This is a genomic window from Pseudoalteromonas sp. UCD-33C, assembly GCF_001306895.1.
In the GTDB taxonomy this organism is placed as follows: domain Bacteria; phylum Pseudomonadota; class Gammaproteobacteria; order Enterobacterales; family Alteromonadaceae; genus Pseudoalteromonas.
Genome location: NZ_LJTB01000004.1, coordinates 225,488 through 243,320 on the forward strand (window position 1 = coordinate 225,488; position 17,833 = coordinate 243,320).

The window sequence follows — 17,833 nt, forward strand, 5'->3', positions numbered from 1 at the left end:
TATCAAGTTATTCAACTAAGCCTTCTTGCAGTACTGGCATAACAGCTCCTTGCTGCTCTTGGCGCTTCACATAACTAAACAACATTAAGCAGCCAAGGGCTAAACTTGCAGCTAGCATAGAACCAAGCGTTGCAAACCTAAAACTATAAAACTGTGCAACAACCCCTGTAGCCCCTGCCCCGCACATAACACCCAGTTTAATGGCGTTCGTGTAAAACGCTGAGGTAAACCCTATTCGTTCGGGGAGCTGATCTTGTAATACGGTTAACCCAATGCCCGCAAAAATACCGTAAAACAGTCCATTTAAAACTTGCAACGCGATTAAATGCCATACTTGAGTGGCAAAAAACACCCCTAAATAAAATACAATGGCACAACAAAATGCCACCGCAAGCATCGCAACTTTATTGTATTTTTTAGCAAGCTTTGCCCCATACAGCATGATAGGAATTTCTAACAGTGCCACCACACCCATAAACAGCCCGGGCGTATGTTCAGCAAATCCTAGTTCAGTAATGCTATAAAGCGGCAGTGCCGATGAATACATAATATTGCCCGTTGAACCAAGCATAATAGCTAAGCCCAACAACCAAAATGATAAACTCGCTGCGGCTGCAGGCTCTCTGCCATGTTGTGATTTTTTAGCGCTGTAGTCAGGAATAAACTTAAATGCGAAGATTAGCGCAACCAAGGCACACACCGCAGCAAAGTAAAACGAGCGGCTAAACTCGCCTCCAGCGGCTAACAAATAACCAAGCGGCGGGCCGCCGACCCAAGCAAAGGAAATAGCTGCACGTAAACGGGAATTAAAACTGGTAATGTCGATGTTCTGTTGACGCCCCGCCCATTGTCTTGCCAAGGTCATCATTTGCGGAATTGCCGCATTGCCCATCGCAAGAAACAACACGCCTGCGAGCAATACTTGCCAAAATGCAGTGGCATTCGCAAAGGTCACTAACGCACACACCATACCTGATACAGCCACCATAAATAACTTTCGCGCACTGGTGCCTTTATCTGCCATGCCACCTAACCACTGACTAATAACTAACCCAGTAATGGTGACCGCCACCATATAAACACCTAAATACACGGGCGGTGTTTGCAGCCCTTCGACAATGAATAAGCTCATCAATGGGTTAACAAATGCCCCCATTAACCCGGTTAGCATACTTAGAAGAATAAAAATTACACCATGCTGTTTCAGCAATGCTTTCACTCACAACCCCACATTAATACGACACGTGAACAGATATTTAAAGGGCGCAAATTATACACAGTTTTAGCGAAAACTTCATTTTGTAATACAAATAAAATTAAGTGCACCATCGATAGTTAAAATCTATCAACATGATAGAAACAATCAGTTTTACCAAACTAAAACACCTTCATATAATGGCTGCAACAAAACGCCAATGCCTTGGTGACTTATGAAGAGGTTTATTATGAAATTTAATCGCACACTGACTTTAAGCGCACTTGCTCTTGCAATCAGCCTTCCTGCATCCGCTGCTACACTTACCAAAGACAATGGTGCAGCTGTAGGTGATAACCAAAACTCCATTACAGCTGGCCCGCGTGGCAGCGTTTTACTTGAAGATGTTCATCTAATTCAAAAACTGCAACGTTTTGCTCGCGAACGTATTCCTGAGCGTGTTGTTCATGCTCGTGGTACAGGTGCACATGGTGTGTTTGTTGCGAGTAAAAACCTTGAAGACCTAACCATTGCTGCGCCGTTTGCACAAGCAGGCAAACAAACAGAAGTATTCGTTCGTTTTTCATCGGTTATTCACGGTAAAGGTAGCCCTGAAACTCTACGTGACCCACGCGGTTTTGCTACAAAGTTTTATACAGATCAAGGTAACTGGGACTTAGTGGGTAATAACTTACCTGTGTTCTTTATTCGTGATGCGATTAAGTTTCCAGACATGGTGCATTCATTAAAACCATCTCCGGTTGATAATATTCAAGATCCAAATCGCTTTTTTGATTTTTTCTCACATGAACCAGGTTCAACACATATGCTGACATGGGTTTATAGTGACCATGGAACACCAGCAAGCCTGCGTAAAATGGATGGCTTTGGAGTGCATTCTTATAAAATGATCAACAAAGACGGTGACGTAAAATACGTAAAATTTCACTGGCTTAGCCAGCAAGGCATTGAAAACTTAAATGCTAAGCAAGTTACTGAAGTACAAGGTAAAGATTTTCAGCATTTAACCCGTGATCTGTACCAAGAAATCAATAAAGGTAATTTCCCGAAATGGGATTTATATATCAAAGTATTAGACCCATCTGAACTGGATGACTTTGATTACAACCCGTTAGATGCAACAAAAATGTGGTTAGGTGTTAAAGAGACCAAAGTGGGTACCATGACACTCAACCGTATGCCAGGCAACTTCTTCCAAGCAACAGAACAAGTCGCTATGGCCCCTGCGAATATCATACCGGGTATTGAACCATCAGAAGATCGTTTGTTACAAGGTCGTGTGTTTTCATATGCCGACACCCAAATGTATCGTTTAGGTGCAAACCACCAGCAATTGCCAATTAACCGCGCCAAGGTAGAAGTGGTTAATTACAACCAAGACGGTGCGATGAACTTTGGTCATACCACCAGCAATGTGAACTATCAGCCAAGCCATGAAAACGTGCAAGAAAACCCAATTGCTCGTAAGGCACAAACTAAGCTGGCTGGCTATGTACAGCAAGCAGCCATTAAAAAGCAGCAAAACTTTGCTCAAGCTGGTGTGTTATATCAAAGCTTTTCTAAACAACAGCGTACAAACCTGATCAACAACTTAGCGGGTGATTTAGGGAAGGTAAAAGATAGCAAGGTAAAGCACATTATGCTCAGCCACTTTTACAAAGCAGACACCGAATACGGCATGCGCTTAACCAAAGCCGTTGGCGGTAACCTAGCGACCGTGAAAAAACTAGCAAGCTCACTTTAATTCACTCTCCCAACCTTGATGAGGAAGGCATGTCCTTCCTCTTTTTTTAGGAATTAACTATGCGAATTTTTACTTTTCTACTGCTGAGCCTTTTATTAACATGCAACCCAGTTAATGCTGATCAGCAAACAGACTCACAGACGCAATATCAAACCTTACTTGCCTATTATTTTGCTGCTGCGCGAACCGCAGAGAACGACATCATTGAACAATTTGTTGAGGCCGGATTACCAATCAACAGTGTTAATGAAAAAGGCTATACCGCGCTGATGATTGCCACTTATCATGGCCACAAACAAACGGTAAACCAACTATTAGCATTAGGCGCCAATGCTTGCCTTGAAGATAAACGCGGCAATACCGCTTTGATGGCCGCTATTTTTAGAGGTGAATTTAGCATCGCTAAAACATTAATGAAGCAAGACTGCGACACAGAGCATGCGAATAAAGCAGGGCAAACCGCCGAAGCATTTGCAGCACAATTTGGTCAACAGCATGTACTCGCTTTACTTACGCAATATAAGAAAGCAAAAAAATAAAAAAAGCCCAGTGGGGAAACTGGGCTTTGAGCAGTGAAACAATGTTAGTCGAAGGACACTGTCACTGGGTTAGAACAAACAGTATCAGATACACAAACTTGATATTCATAGCTTAGTAACTCAGCTTTACGCTCTACATCGCGATAGAAACCACGATCAGCTACTGTTTCAAGTAGTTCACCATTACGGTAGATGCTTACTTGATCAGCCACAGTTTGCCAGCTTAAATCAACACGCATAGTACCTAAACGTGTTTTGTTAGCACGTTTAACCGATAGCTCAATTTCAACATCAGATACCACAACCGTTTGCGTGAACGTATCTGTTTGACCTTCGCTATCTGTCGCAGTTAGCGTCACTTCATAGCTGCCTGCTTGTGCGTAAGTATGCATAGGATCAGCATCTGTTGATGATGCACCGTCACCAAAATCCCACGCCCAAGCAACAATATCGTCATTGCTATCTGTGCTGGTATTAGTGAAAGTGACATCTAAACCTGATGTTTCAAATGCAAAGCCAGCTTGTGGAGGCTGCGGGCTCACTTCACCAATAGCGCTAAACGTCAGTGACCAGCTGTTTAAAGTACCGGTATCAGCAGACAGTACGTCTTTGACATTGAGTACCCAATCACCTGTCGCAACTTCGCCATTAAAGTTAGCCAGCGAGTAGCTTTGTACTAGATCATCAGCACCACCGCCAGATTGGCTGTGAAGTGTTGCAGTTGTTCCTTGCGGCGACGTTAATGTGACGATTAAATCACCAATGTAAGTATGAGTAATATCAATACTTGCATCCGTTGAGAACACAGTAAGTTCATCAGCTACAGTAATCACCGAATCAATACCCGTGTCATTGTTATCTGGAATAGACACTGGTGTTTCATTTGAGAAAGTAAAGTCATTTAAGCCAACAGGGTTAACATACAGTGACGCACTGCTTTGTTTAGCTAACTCACCTGATGTTGCATCAACAACAAAACTATAACTGCCCCATGCTGTTGCTTCTTGTGTTGGTACCGTTAGTGTAACTACATCTCCAGGTACAGCTTCTGTTTGCGATAGTGTTGCACCCGCTAAATCAGCTTGAAGTGCTAGGCTAACGACACCATCCCACTGGGCGATTGAACCAATTTCAAAGGTATATGTTGCAGTTTCACCAGCAGTAATTTGCTGTGAACTTGGCGACACTGAGATTTTGAAGCTTGGAGTCGGATCAGCTTGCTCAAGTGCTTGATTCACATTTAAGCGATTGCCAGACACTGTTTTGCCTTGCAGCGCTTCATTTTGGTCGCCGCTATTCATTAGCAACTCTTTAAGTTCAAGCGCTGATAAATCAGGGTTGATCGAAAGCACTAATGCAGCTGCACCAGCAACATGCGGTGTTGCCATTGATGTACCAGAATAGCTAGCGTAACCATTGCCCGGTACCGTTGATAAAATTGCACTACCTGGTGCGCCTAAATCAACACTTGTTAAACCCCATTGTGAAAAGCTCGACATGTTATCTCTGTTGTCAGTACTGGCAACTGATAATACGCTGTCATGCTCGTAGTTAGACGGATAATGAGGGTTTTGATCGTTATCAACCGCATCGTTACCCGCTGCTGCTACAAATAGAATATCGGCTTGTTCACTTGCCGTAATAGCATCTGCCAGTGCTTGGCTAAAGCCACCGCCACCCCAGCTGTTATTTAAAACACGTACATTTACGCCTTGGTTTTTAAGATCAACCATGTAATCGATACACTTAATTGCATCAGAAGTTGAACCTGTACCATCTGCACTTAAGAACTTACAGCCCGCAATTGATACCTCATGGTTCACACCAACAACACCGGTGCCATTGTTACCTGACGCACCTATTGTGCCCGATACGTGAGTACCATGGCCTTGGTCATCCATTGGATCACCTGAGTCGGTAATCGCATTAATACCGTGCACGTCATCGATGTAACCATTACCGTCATTATCGATACCATCACCCGGAATTTCGCCTGGGTTGATCCATGCGTTATCAGCTAAATCTTCGTGGCTGTAATCAACACCGGTATCAATGACACCAACAACAACTTCGCGGCTACCGGTTGAGATTGACCATGCTTCAACTGCATCAATGTCAGCATCGGCGACACCACCTGTTTGACCTTCGTTGTGTAAACCCCACAGCGACGAAAAATCAGGATCATTAGGTACACTGGCAATCGATACACGGTAGTCAGGCTCTACATATTCAATAGCAGCATGGTTTTGTAGGCGTTTGATGGCTTCTTTGCTGCTCATACCTGAAACTTTAAATTTAGCTAAACGGCCAGACAAAATAGCTGAATAGTTATCATCGACACCATCTTTGTTGATATCGCTGATGGTGGCTTTAACTAAGCTACGAGCATGGGCACGCATTGCAGCAGAAGTGCCTTTTTTATACATAACAAGTACAGAGTCTTCACTTGCACCAACGACGGTTGTTTTTGCTGGTGTGCTGACTTGTGCAGCACCTAAACATGGTAATAAGGCTAGGCTTAATACAGATAATTTAGTTTTCATATTTACTATCCATAATTTGTTGAACTGATCGAATCACTATGATCCGACCACCAAAGCTCATTACTTCTGAATGATGAATATCACGTGGCATATTTCATAAATGGCAAATTGCAGATAACAGGCAAGAAAAAAAATGATGCTAAGTTTAAATCCATACTTTTTTGCTGATTGAATCAATAAAAATACGTCCAATTCACACTTTTTTGTGAAAAAAGCACCCTCAATGATCCATTAATATTTCTCCAACTTTTTTACTGCTTTTAAATCAAAAACCATACTAAAACCTAAACAAACACACATAACCAATTGAAAATAAATAATTTATAAAAACCACAAAAACTGATGATTTTATATTATTCCAAATCTGTCTAAAGTAATTTTCTTGTTATTTGTACGACCTCACAGTCACAACTAACAAAGTTGCTTCATTCACTTCTGATTGTTAGCTAACAGTTGAATATCACAGAAATTAATCCGGCAAGGCATGCTGGTACATGGTTCTAAAAGCGAAAATAATAATTTTAGAGCTTTGATTAATAATAATTTAAAGGAAATAATCATGAAGTTAAGAAAGTCTCTACTTACCTGTGCAATTACTATTGCGTTAGGTTCAAGCTTTGCAGCAAGTGCAAACACAGATGATAAAACACAATCTAGCACTGAGCTTGCAAGCCAAGTTTCAACATTGGGTGTATCAAACTCAATTACCCTAGATCAAGTATCGGTTACCGGTGTTGGTAACGATGCGGTTATTGCTCAACAAGGTACAGGTCATCGTGCAGAAACTGTCAGTGTAGGTGATGGCAACATGGTTGAAGTAAGCCAAGCACAAACATCTAACTTATCTCTTATCTACAACACAGGTGACGATAATACTGTTTCGCACAGCCAAAACGGCACCATGAATGGCGCATTGTCTGAAACTGTTGGTGTTGGCAATGCTATTCGCGTTGAGCAAGAAGGTGCAGGATTCTTTGGTGTTAACAACGAAGCTATCAACGTCATGGTTGGTGATGAAAATAGCGCAACTGTAACGCAAGGTGATGGTGGCCATTGGTTCTACAACTTTGATTTACAGGGTAACAGCAACACAATCAGCGCAGAGCAAAGCGGCTTACTAAATGAAGCAACGTTCAATGTAATTAGAGGTGATGACAACAGCATCGAAGTAATGCAAGAGGGTGTTTTCAATGCGTTTACCTCTGATGAAGTAATTGGCAACGGCAATGAAATTACTATTGACCAAACAGGTTTCTTCAACAGCGCTGAGCTTACTTCGCTGCATGGTGATTATAACGAAGTTGAGTTTGAGCAAGATGGTGACTCTAACAGCGCATTAGTTGCAGAAATCACAGGCAATGACAACGAGGTTAAGTCTGATCAAGAAGGCAACAGCAACAGCTTTGAGTCAGGCGTGATTGTTGGTGATGGCAATACATTATTGGTCAATCAAAAGCATGACAGCAATACCGCTGGCTTAGATGCTATTGGCAACGACAACGAACTCACTGCATTCCAAAATGGTAACGGTAATGATGTGTACTTAGGTGCTATTGGCGATAGCAATGAGTTTGTTGCTAACCAAATTGGTGACGCAAACAGTGCTCACGTTGCTAACTTCAATGGTAGCGACAACAACGTTGATATTGCTCAAGGCGGCAATGAAAACACTGTACTAGTGCAGTCTTCATACCCAGACGACTCACTCTCTTCAAACGATAATGACATTGCAGTTAATCAGCTTGGTGACCTTAACGAAGCGGCATTAACATTCGCAAGCGTGCTTGATAGCAACAACAACCAAGTTGCTTTCACACAAGTTGGTGAACTCAATGCCATCGACCTGATTATGGAAGGTAGCAACAACTCTGTTGATATTAGCCAAACAGGCTCAGAAAACTTTGTTGTAGGTATCGGTGAAAGTGCATTCTTGCTAGGCGGTGAGGGTAACTCACTGGTCGTTGTACAAGACGGCAACGCAAACCTTGTTGAAGGCTCAATGATTGGCTCTAACAGCACAGTTGTTATCACTCAACTAGGTGATGGCAATACCGCAACTGTAACCCAAGAATAATCGCTTAAGAGGGAGCCTTGCTCCCTCATTCCATTATGAAAATAAAAAACTTACTACGCATATGTTGCATCGTGCTTGCAGCTCAAAGTACGGCTAGTTATGGCGAAGACCTCGAAATCGATGGCTTAGTACTCGATAGAAGTATTAGCCGATTTGGCCATCAATTTTATTTTGAGTTTGCCAACCTATGGCGCGATCTACCTTCAACAGCAGGTTTTAATATCGAAATAAAAGAAACGGTATTACCCCGAGCGGGGACTCGACTTGTCTTAAAAATGAATAACCAAATAGTGTACGTCACTTATTTAGGACGTCGCTTAGAGCCATTAAATGAACGTGTAAAACAAGCCATGTATAGCGTGATGGATGCCATGGCACGCAGTCAAATGCAGCAATCAACACCTGATATGGCAAAAAATGGATGGTAAAATGAAATACTTAACAACACTAATAATAATCCTCTGCCCTCTTTCTAGTTGGGCAACCGAACTCGTTTATACCCCAATTAACCCAAGCTTTGGTGGCAGCCCATTAAATGCCAGCATGCTACTTAATAAAGCGCAATCACAAAACAAGCACAAAGCGCCGGTTATCGAACAAACCTACGGGGAAAAATTTCAAGATTCGTTAGAGCGTACATACTTAAATAGAATGGTACGAGAAATCACAGATATGGCATTTGGTGACGAAATCGACGACAGCATCTTTAATGGTGACTCGACCTTTATGACGGGTGATTATGAAATTCAAATTATCACCAGTACCAGTGACACAATCACCGTTAGGATTACCAACACCTCTGATGGCACAGTGACAGTAATTGAAGTACCGAGGTTTGGATAATGAAGACACTCACATTAGCAGCAATGGTATTACTTCTGTCGGGTTGTTCATCAATGGGCAATTTAATCCCGCCGACTAAACAACTAGCAGACTCTCTTGAGCCAACCGAAACTTTCCAGGCTTTGCAGGCCCTTCCTCAACCAATGGGAAGCATTCCTGTGTCAGTGTACTCATTTCGTGACCAAACTGGGCAATACAAACCACAGGCAAATGTAAGCTCATTTTCTACCGCAGTAACACAAGGTGCTAACTCTATTTTAGTGCAAGCATTGCATGAATCTGATTGGTTTATTCCGGTAGAACGCGAAGGTCTACAAAATATCTTAACTGAGCGTAAAATTATTCGCGCTGCGCAAGCCGAAAACGATAAGCTACCTGAATTACCACCGCTCACGACAGCTAAAATAATCTTAGAAGGCGGTATCATTAGCTACGACACAAATATCAAAACCGGCGGGATTGGTATGGAATATTTTGGGATTGGCGCATCAGAGTTATACCGTGAAGATGCAATCTCAATTTATTTACGCGCTGTTGATGTTCGCACAGGCCAAGTTTTGCTATCCGTTGCGACAAGCAAAAAAGTGCTCAGCCAAGAAATGCGCGCAGGCTTCTTTCGCTATGTGAGCTACAAGCGTCTTGCAGAAGCAGAAGCCGGATTCACCGACAATGAACCTATGAGTATTTGCGTAACACAAGCAATTGAAAAAGCGCTTAGCGACCTTGTATTAAAAGGTATTAACAAAGGTATTTGGTCTGCAAAAGCGGTCTAATTTAATGAATATATTAGTGTGGCGCTGAACATCACAGCGCCCAATTTGAACTTTCTGCTTAATTATCCATCGAAATAAATACTTATAGCATTCAGTTATACCAATTCGCTTAATTAAGTAGTCTATTTTGAGGCAATAAAACCTCGTTGATAGCAAGGCAATAATTTCGTTATTTAGTTTTTCTAAATCAGAAATTTTTAACGCAGATAGCGACAGGTTTAATCCCTCAAAATGATTAAGTATTATTGCGGGTTGGTATTAATTAAGTTTTATTTATGAAATGGATTACCTTCTCCAAATGCGCTTATTCTCTTATTGTTTTAGCCGCACTGATTACTCTAGTCATCACCATTGATAATTTTGACAGTTCAAAAAGTCTGCCAATTGGTTTTGTTTTATGGGGGATTTCGCCCTATTTATTAATGGCGTGGATGGTTGAACACAGTAAAACAAGAGTGGCACAAATTGCCACGTTTATTGTCACTATTATGTGTGTCTTATTTGGTACTGTGACCATAGGTTCAATCTATTTTTCTCATGATGCACAATCAGCGCTGGTGTTTCTTTTTGCGCCATTATGGCAATGGCTAGGATTATTAATACTCTGTATACCACTGTATTTTATGAATAAGGTCACATCTAAATCGAACCGAGGCTCGAATAATGGAAGCTAAACGGAAACACGATTTTGAAGGCTACTTGCTTGAAGCTGGATTTTTAAGCATCGAGCAAGTGCTAAACCAGCTTTAATAGCAAACACTACCACTGGGATTAAACTAGCTGCAGTTTGTCACTGTGTATTTTGTAAAGACAAACTCACTGCCATGTAATTTTGAGCCCAATTAGCCAGCTCCACGCGGTTACGCGATGCCGTTTTTTTGAATGCACTGTACAGATGGGTTTTAACTGTATGATCGCTGATATTTAAACGCTCTGCGATATCTCGATTACTCGCACCTTGGGCAAGTAAATGAATCACTGATTTTTCTCGTTTAGTCAGTAAGCTGAGGTCAATATCTGTATTTACCGAATCGTTACTAGCATTGAATTGGCTGCGAGACATTGCAGATAGCATATGGTTAAAGGTAGTAGAAATACTTTTACGGCTAAAAAACAGCTCGCCATTGATCACTCTGACCAGCCCTGCAAAAATATCCTCAGGTGATTGTTCTGCAAAAAACACCCCTTTAATGCCATTTAAAAGTAAGTTTTTTTCGCAAATTGCATTAGCGTCCGCATTAAAAATAACCACTAAATGTTGCTTAGCAAGCTGCACTAACTCTGCAGGTAGTAAGTCTTTCCAATGTGCGTCAGTGCTATCAATCAAATAAAGGTTAAACTCTTCGCGCATAGAGTCTTGAGGCAAGCTTGCATCGACTTTTACGCGCATAAAAAACGCATCGAGTATTTTAATTAAATATTGATAATTTTGGCTGCGGTTTTGTAACCTTGGCTGTGTTTTTAGAAATACAGAAGTTGGTTGAATCATCTCATTTCTTCCTTGAAACATTTTATTCACAATACCTAATTTAGATACATGATTCAACCATTCATAAGCCTTTATTTTGGCAATTTACAACATTGCTAACCCATTTGGATGGCCAGATATTCAGGTTAATATAATGTAAACAAACAATACTCACATCTCCCCTTTTACAGCGAGTCATCAAGTAGTTTGTAAAAACGTGATGTTACACCGTTTGTCCAACCAAATCCTTGCTGTACTGTGTATTCGCCACCACCTGCACGGCTAACTAATTCGCACACATTGTACTTTTCAAGAAGGCACTTATCTTCTACAAAACGCACTTCGATCATACTCAGCCAGTTTTTTATGATCGCTTGTGCCTCGCTGACAAAGCCATACTCTGTTAAACCCTTTACAGCGAACCATTGTAGCGGCGCCCAACCGTTAGGACTATCCCATTGTTGTGGTGTACTACACAATGTTGTCACTAAACCACCGGGTTTTAAAAACTCACTCATCAGTTTTTGCTTCACTTGTTGAGCTTGTTGTACAGATGCAGCGCCTACAAACAAAGGAACAGCCATTGCCATCGAATCGACACTACTTTGCTGATTGAGTCGAATATTGTAATCACGATAAACACCCGCCTCAGAATTCCAACAATAGGTATTAATTGCATCTAAGCGCAGTGTAGCCAACTCAGCAATTGATTGACTCTTTTGTTCTTCATCAAGTAAACGGTAAAAACGAGATAACGTATGCTCTAAGTTATAAAGTAAGCTATTCAAATCAACCGGTATGATATTGGTTGTTTCAATGCTTTTTAAGTCATTATGATCACAAAGCCAACGGCTACTAAAGTCCCAGCCAGACTCGCATGCAGCACGAATATGTTGAAAATAACTTTGCTGCTGCTCAGTTGTCAGTCCTTCAGCGTCATGTAAATCTTCTTTTAATGATTCTGGACGAGGTGTTGCTGCACTATCCCAATAGCGGTTTAAAATAGCCTTATTAGGCATTTTTACAACACGCCTAATAGCAGGCGTTTCACTGCTAAGGTCGTTACAGCCTTGCATCCAAAATTGATACTCAGCTTCAAGTGCTTTGACGGCGTTTGCCAGCCAAGTTAAATCTGTTTCATGTTTATATTTAGCGTCCCATAGCATCGCTATCATTAACGCCAAAACAGGTGGTTGCGAGCGAGAGCTATAATAAACACGGTTACCATTTGGAATACAGCCATTACGTTCTTGTAGGTCAATGAAGTTATTAACCATGGCTTCAATGGTGGCTAGATCGCCACAATCTTCTAAACCCAAGGCTGTAAAATAACTATCCCAATAATAAATTTCTTGAAAACGGCCACCCGGCACAATGTAATCAAACTGCAAAGGCATTAATGAGCTTGCTAAATCAGTATCAGCATTGCGATGCAAATGCGGCCATAGGTCAAGAATATACTGTTTAACTGATGTGGTATCTAATTTCGCAGTCGGAATAGACTGATCAGCAAAAACAAAGTTCGACATTACAAATTCACGCAGCGTATCACCTTTTAAAGGGCCTACAAGTTGATATAACTCACAAGCACTTTGCCAAGATAAGTTTGGCACTGCATCGGCAAACATTTTTGAATCAGCAAACACTTCTGCTAGCTGTACGTCTTTAAATAATTGGCTATTAACGAAGTTCATGATAATCCCTTATTCTGCGCTTGAAGCCGCTTGATACTGTGGTTTTAGAGTGATTTTCTTAAAGATTGAAACGGTGATTAATAGCAAGGCTATTGGCACTAATGTGAGATAAAATGCATGCTGACCGCTAAATTTATCAAATACAAAGCCCGTAATAATTGAACCTGTTGTTCCACCTAATGCAGAGAAAACCACAATTAAACCAGTCATAGCAGCATGCTTGTGCTTAGCAAGTGAACTCAGCATCACAGAGTTAAGTAACGGGTAAATCGGTGCCATAAAAAAGCCAATCAACGGCAGCATGTATGCTGCAAAAGGCACATCAAACACACTTTTCACTTGGCTTCCATCTACATCGTGAGTCAAAGGCAGCACCAATAATACGAGCACACCCATAGCGACCAAGCAGCCCATTAATAAACTAAACCAACTAATAAACCTAAGTACTTGCCCTGCTACCAAACGACCAAGCGCTAACGCAGCTGCAAACAAACTGGCAAGTTGGATACTGACATCAACAGGCAATTTTAAAACTTGGTTATTAAAGGTCGGCAGCCAAGTGCCCACGCCTTGCTCAATTAGTACATACATAAATGCACTAAGAACAAAAATAAGCACAAGGGGTTGGTAAGTCAGCTTTAACATATCAATAAAATCATGAAGCTGCGATTGCTGATTAGTTTTTAGTTCTGGCGATTTTATTGGTGCCGCAACCACAGAAATAAACGCCACCGCAACAATCACTGCAAGCAAGTAATAAACATTCAACCAGTGGCTACTTTGCGGGTTATCAGCGTCTATAAATAACGCAAAAATCCAATAACCCGACAGCACGCCAAGCATAAACACCCCTTCAATGGTGTTTAATAACGCTGAATGTTTATTAGCATTATCAGTCACTTGACCAATAACAGAGTAAACAGAGATTTTCATAACAGCAAAGCTGCAACCAATTGCGGCAAATAGTGCTTTTAAAATCCAAAAGTCGGCAATGCTCGGAACAACCAAGCACATTGCTGCTACCAGTAATAAAGCACCGAGCATAGCAATTTTATAGCCTATGCGAGGGATAAATGACGCCACTAAAAATGACACAATGGCAATACTAAGATCCTTAAATCCTTCAAGAACAGACGCCTGAGTTTTGCTTACATCTAAGCTATTGATTGCTTGTAAAATAACAGTGCCTACACTATTGAGCATAATAGCAAAGACAAAATAGCTGCATGCCAGCGCGATAGTTATTCTTATAGGATTCATTCACTTCAACCTATGATTATTTTTATTCAGTCTAGTTTAGCGCAAAACAAAATGCAAACGTTTGCATTTAAAATTACACATATTGCTAACATTCAATAGGTTTAGCGCTGACTCGACTGCCTATTTACTAGTTCTATTTCAACAACTTGAGATTCTACCGACTGGCCTGCTAACTGGGCTAACAACTTTTCAACAAGAATAACTGAAGCGCGTTGAGTATTTTGTTTAATACTCGACAAAGATGGGTGACTGATATCTGCCATGGCAATATCATCAAAGCCCACGAGGGCAACGTCGTTTGGAATACTAATGTAACGCTCTTTCAGGGCTTTCATCGCACCAAAAGCCACCATGTCACTACATGCCATAATGCCATCAAAGCACAGCCCTTTTTCTACCAACAATTGGTTAATTCCTTTATAAGCAGCACTACTAGTAATATCGATAGAAACCACGTGAGGAGTGGCTTTGGCTTCATTAATAGCATCTAAATAACCACGGTGGCGTTCACTAATTTCAGCGTGCCCAGGGTCACCTAAAAACAATATGTTTTTAGCGCCATTTGACAATAAGTGCTCAGTCGCTATGCGACCACCTAAATAATTATCGCTGCCAACAATTGGGTAACTGCTGGGTGTTTTTGGATCGCCCCACACAACTAAAGGAACACCAGCACTCGCTGCAGCTTCAATATTTGCTTGGCTTTTACCTTGGCCGACCACAATAATGCCATCGGCACGGCGGCTATTAATAAAGTAATTTGCCCAATCATCACTGGCCATAAACGAATTAGAGAGTAATAACTCTAAGCCAAATTTATTTAGCGCTAAATTTATTTCACCAACAATTTTAAGTAAGAAAGGGTCGTTAATAGACTGTTCTGTATCACCATCGAGGTTAATAATAACCGCAACAACATTAGTTTTTTGGGTGCGAAGGCGGCTAGCAGCCGTGTTTAAACTAAAGTTATGTTTTTTTGCTAACTGTTGAAGCTTGTCGCGAGTTTCCTGCTTTATCAATGGGTTATCATTGAGCGCACGAGATACTGTCGACGTAGAAACACCGGCTAATTTCGCAAGATCAGCTAACTTTAATTTTCTATCATTCATGATACTGAAACACTGCTTTCCTTTAAAACATATGCTGGCAATATACCACCATTTCGACCAAACCGCTGCGCCAAAGAGCATAATATTTTTTCAGTAAGCAAAACAGACCAACTCACCCTGTGGGTAAAAAAAGGACAAAAAATTGAAAAAACAAATTGCAAACGTTTGCATAAATCTTTATGGTTTATAAAAGCAAGGTGTTAACAATTGCAAAATATTCGCTAATACATTGCTTTCAACAACATAAAAAATGGGAACACACAATGACAACTACATACACACGCAGTGCGCTAGCCTCTGCAATTTTGCTAGCTTTGAGTGGCCAAACAGTTATGGCCGAAGAGCAAACTGAGCAACCAGCTAAAGAAAAAGTAGAACGAATTATTGTATCTGGTACACCTGCAGGTATTGGCGTACGTAAAATTGATGCTGGCTATGCCGTGACCAATATCGATGCAGATCAAATTGTTAAATTATCGCCAAAAAGTACAGCTGATTTATTCAAAGCCGTGCCGGGTGTGTGGGTAGAAAGCTCGGGTGGTGAGTCTGGCGCGAACGTATTTGTACGTGGTTTCCCTGGTGGTGGTGATGCACCATTTTTAACATTAAGCCTTGAAGGTTCGCCAATTTATCCTGCGCCTACTTTGTCATTTTTAGAAAACTCGTCGTTATTCCGTTTAGATGAAACAATCGAAACAATGGAAGCACTGCGCGGCGGTCCAAACCCTGTTGTATCAAATGGTCAACCTGGTTTAACAACTAACTTCCGCCTTAAACGTGGTAGTGAAGATACCGAAGGTGTATTCAAATACACAACTTCAGATTATGACCTACAACGCATTGACGCTATGGTTAGTGGTGAGATTTCTGATGACTTATTCTTTATGGTGGGTGGTTATGTTAAAAGCTCTCCAGGTATTCGTGATGCAGGTTTCACATCAGAAAAAGGCAGCCAGTTCACCATTAATATCACTAAAGAATTAGAAAACGGCACCATTAACTTATACACGCGTCAAACAGACGACCATGGTGCTTGGTACTTACCAACGCCACTAAATGTTGACGGTGTTGATGCAAGCTACACGCAGCTGGGTACTTTAAATCGCCAAGCGACTATCTACACAGGCGCAAATAATGACGAGCAACAGATCGACTTAGGTGAAGGCCGTGGTTGGAAAGGTCATGTTTCTGGCGGTAGTATCAAACTTGAATTCGATAACGGTTGGAGCTTCACAGATCGCTTCAACATCACCAAAGGTGATGCAAACACGTACGGCTTAGTACCTGCGGGCTCTGCGACAACAGTGGGTGCAGTGGCAGATAACGGTGAGACAGCAACAGGTGCAGTAACTGGCACAGAATACGATGCAGACACAGCGGTTCAACAACTTGGTCGTTGGGTGGTATTAAAAGAAATTAGCGCATTCACCAATGATTTAGCATTCGCTAAAAAGCTTGATAATTTATCACTGGCCTTTGGTTATTACACAGCAAGCACATCAGCAAATGACTGGTGGAGCTTAGGTAACACAGCGTATCACGTGCTTGAAGCAGGCGGCGAAATGCTAGACGGCATCGAGTGTAATGCAAGTGTTGATGGTTGTGACTTCAACTACGATATCAACTCTACAGGCGATGCACGCACCAATGCCTTTTACACAACAGCTCAATATAAATTCAACGATGACTTTACGCTTGATGCCGGTGTTCGTTTTGAAAACCACGAAGTGGAATACTCGGTTGATGAAGGTCTTGATGGCGTAATCGACAAGTCAGTTCAATATGACGAAAGCAAAACATCGTGGACAACGGGTATCAACTACTCAATTAATGATGACATGGGTGTATTTGCTCGCGTAAACCGTGGTTACAAAATGCCTTACTTCGACGACTTCCGCGATAACTTTAGCGCATACGAAGGTGGCGAAAAGTTAATTAAAGAAGTAACACAAGCCGAGTTTGGTTATAAGCTATTAACTGATAGCACCGATTTCTATGCAACATTCTTCACTAACGAAGTAAAAGGTGACACCTTTGTTCGTCGCCCTGGTGTACCAGCTGAAATCTTAACAAACGAAGCCTACGGTATTGAGCTTGATTATAACTACAACCACGAATCTGGTTTCTCAGTTAACTTAAACTCAACGCTTCAAGAAACAGAAATCACAGAAAGCCCAAGCAACGAAGGTAACGAAAGCCAACGTCAGCCAAAATGGCAAGTACGTGTAACACCAAGCTATGACTTTGAAGTAAGCGATATGTATGCAACCTTATACGGCACAATCTCAGCGGTTGATGATCGTTGGGGCGACAACGAAAACACAGTTGTATTAGAAGGTTACGAAAAAGTAGACATTGGTTTAATTGTTGAGCCTATGGAAGGTATTAAAGTGCAATTAGCGGTTGATAACTTAACTGACGAGCAAGGCATCACCGAAGGTGACCCTCGTAATGCTGATGCACCGAATGGTCGTTACATTATGCCTCGTACTACACGCTTAAGCATTAGCTACGAGTTTTAAGCGATTCTCCCAAACCCCTTGATTGAAAGAATCAATACCCAAGCCACA

General features: G+C 41.5%; 14 protein-coding genes. 8 read left to right on the top strand and 6 right to left on the bottom strand.

Features of this window, described 5'->3' with window-relative positions; all coding sequences use genetic code 11:
• Window positions 1-7 precede the first annotated feature (7 nt).
• A complete protein-coding gene (locus tag AOG26_RS11010) occupies window positions 8-1,219 on the bottom strand; it encodes a sugar efflux transporter (protein ID WP_235575486.1) in 1,212 nt (403 codons plus the stop codon).
• A gap of 226 nt (window positions 1,220-1,445) precedes the next feature.
• On the opposite strand from AOG26_RS11010, the gene AOG26_RS11015 reads away from it, so the two are divergent.
• Together AOG26_RS11015 and AOG26_RS11020 are read left to right on the top strand one after the other, a co-directional pair.
• Window positions 1,446-2,960, top strand: coding sequence for a catalase (locus AOG26_RS11015; protein WP_152966958.1), 1,515 nt, complete (start codon window positions 1,446-1,448; stop codon window positions 2,958-2,960).
• Window positions 2,961-3,019: 59 nt separating this feature from the next.
• The gene (locus AOG26_RS11020; protein ID WP_082401608.1) at window positions 3,020-3,499 is read left to right on the top strand and encodes an ankyrin repeat domain-containing protein; all 480 of its coding nucleotides are present in this window, start codon (window positions 3,020-3,022) and stop codon (window positions 3,497-3,499) included.
• 44 nt (window positions 3,500-3,543) lie between these two features.
• Here AOG26_RS11020 and AOG26_RS11025 read toward each other — a convergent pair whose 3' ends face one another.
• Window positions 3,544-6,042 (bottom strand): S8 family serine peptidase, encoded by a 2,499-nt coding sequence (locus AOG26_RS11025; protein ID WP_054562525.1) that lies wholly within the window; start codon window positions 6,040-6,042, stop codon window positions 3,544-3,546.
• A 559-nt stretch (window positions 6,043-6,601) separates the two neighbouring features.
• On the opposite strand from AOG26_RS11025, the gene AOG26_RS11030 reads away from it, so the two are divergent.
• The 5 genes from AOG26_RS11030 to AOG26_RS11050 all read left to right on the top strand — a co-directional run bounded on the left by AOG26_RS11030 (window position 6,602) and on the right by AOG26_RS11050 (window position 10,406).
• A complete protein-coding gene (locus AOG26_RS11030; RefSeq protein ID WP_054562526.1) occupies window positions 6,602-8,116 on the top strand; it encodes a curlin in 1,515 nt (504 codons plus the stop codon).
• Window positions 8,117-8,151: 35 nt separating this feature from the next.
• Window positions 8,152-8,544 carry a curli production assembly/transport protein CsgE gene (locus AOG26_RS11035; protein WP_054562527.1) on the top strand — a complete coding sequence of 131 codons (393 nt, stop codon included), beginning with the start codon at window positions 8,152-8,154 and terminating at the stop codon, window positions 8,542-8,544.
• Complete coding sequence (locus tag AOG26_RS11040) at window positions 8,534-8,959, top strand: curli assembly protein CsgF (protein WP_054562528.1); 426 nt, start codon at window positions 8,534-8,536, stop codon at window positions 8,957-8,959. Before AOG26_RS11035 ends, AOG26_RS11040 begins: the two co-directional genes overlap by 11 nt.
• Window positions 8,959-9,732, top strand: coding sequence for a CsgG/HfaB family protein (locus AOG26_RS11045; protein ID WP_054562529.1), 774 nt, complete (start codon window positions 8,959-8,961; stop codon window positions 9,730-9,732). The genes AOG26_RS11040 and AOG26_RS11045 overlap by 1 nt, the downstream gene beginning before the upstream one ends.
• A 275-nt stretch (window positions 9,733-10,007) precedes the next feature.
• Window positions 10,008-10,406, top strand: a complete 399-nt coding sequence (locus tag AOG26_RS11050; protein WP_054562530.1) for a hypothetical protein — start codon at window positions 10,008-10,010, stop codon at window positions 10,404-10,406.
• 116 nt (window positions 10,407-10,522) lie between these two features.
• Here the strand turns inward: AOG26_RS11050 and AOG26_RS11055 are convergent, their stop codons facing one another.
• The 4 genes from AOG26_RS11055 to AOG26_RS11070 all read right to left on the bottom strand — a co-directional run bounded on the left by AOG26_RS11055 (window position 10,523) and on the right by AOG26_RS11070 (window position 15,263).
• Window positions 10,523-11,221: a helix-turn-helix transcriptional regulator gene (locus AOG26_RS11055; protein WP_054562531.1), complete on the bottom strand. Its 699-nt coding sequence runs from the start codon at window positions 11,219-11,221 to the stop codon at window positions 10,523-10,525.
• A 164-nt stretch (window positions 11,222-11,385) separates the two neighbouring features.
• Complete coding sequence (locus AOG26_RS11060) at window positions 11,386-12,894, bottom strand: trehalase family glycosidase (protein ID WP_054562532.1); 1,509 nt, start codon at window positions 12,892-12,894, stop codon at window positions 11,386-11,388.
• A gap of 9 nt (window positions 12,895-12,903) precedes the next feature.
• Window positions 12,904-14,154, bottom strand: a complete 1,251-nt coding sequence (locus AOG26_RS11065; protein WP_054562533.1) for an MFS transporter — start codon at window positions 14,152-14,154, stop codon at window positions 12,904-12,906.
• Between the two features lie 101 nt (window positions 14,155-14,255).
• A complete protein-coding gene (locus AOG26_RS11070; RefSeq protein WP_054562534.1) occupies window positions 14,256-15,263 on the bottom strand; it encodes a LacI family DNA-binding transcriptional regulator in 1,008 nt (335 codons plus the stop codon).
• Between the two features lie 263 nt (window positions 15,264-15,526).
• Between AOG26_RS11070 and AOG26_RS11075 the strand changes: the two genes are divergently transcribed.
• Entirely contained in the window at window positions 15,527-17,785 is a 2,259-nt protein-coding gene (locus AOG26_RS11075; protein ID WP_054562535.1) for a TonB-dependent receptor, read from the top strand.
• The last annotated feature ends 48 nt before the right edge of the window (window positions 17,786-17,833 follow it).

Coding starts and splice junctions, on each gene's coding strand:
- AOG26_RS11055 (WP_054562531.1), bottom strand. CDS start 11,221: ATGATTCAACCAACTTCTGTATTTCTAAAAACACAGCCAAGGTTACAA.
- AOG26_RS11015 (WP_152966958.1), top strand. CDS start 1,446: ATGAAATTTAATCGCACACTGACTTTAAGCGCACTTGCTCTTGCAATC.
- AOG26_RS11025 (WP_054562525.1), bottom strand. CDS start 6,042: ATGAAAACTAAATTATCTGTATTAAGCCTAGCCTTATTACCATGTTTA.
- AOG26_RS11040 (WP_054562528.1), top strand. CDS start 8,534: ATGGATGGTAAAATGAAATACTTAACAACACTAATAATAATCCTCTGC.
- AOG26_RS11050 (WP_054562530.1), top strand. CDS start 10,008: ATGAAATGGATTACCTTCTCCAAATGCGCTTATTCTCTTATTGTTTTA.
- AOG26_RS11045 (WP_054562529.1), top strand. CDS start 8,959: ATGAAGACACTCACATTAGCAGCAATGGTATTACTTCTGTCGGGTTGT.
- AOG26_RS11060 (WP_054562532.1), bottom strand. CDS start 12,894: ATGAACTTCGTTAATAGCCAATTATTTAAAGACGTACAGCTAGCAGAA.
- AOG26_RS11030 (WP_054562526.1), top strand. CDS start 6,602: ATGAAGTTAAGAAAGTCTCTACTTACCTGTGCAATTACTATTGCGTTA.
- AOG26_RS11070 (WP_054562534.1), bottom strand. CDS start 15,263: ATGAATGATAGAAAATTAAAGTTAGCTGATCTTGCGAAATTAGCCGGT.
- AOG26_RS11065 (WP_054562533.1), bottom strand. CDS start 14,154: ATGAATCCTATAAGAATAACTATCGCGCTGGCATGCAGCTATTTTGTC.
- AOG26_RS11020 (WP_082401608.1), top strand. CDS start 3,020: ATGCGAATTTTTACTTTTCTACTGCTGAGCCTTTTATTAACATGCAAC.
- AOG26_RS11075 (WP_054562535.1), top strand. CDS start 15,527: ATGACAACTACATACACACGCAGTGCGCTAGCCTCTGCAATTTTGCTA.
- AOG26_RS11035 (WP_054562527.1), top strand. CDS start 8,152: ATGAAAATAAAAAACTTACTACGCATATGTTGCATCGTGCTTGCAGCT.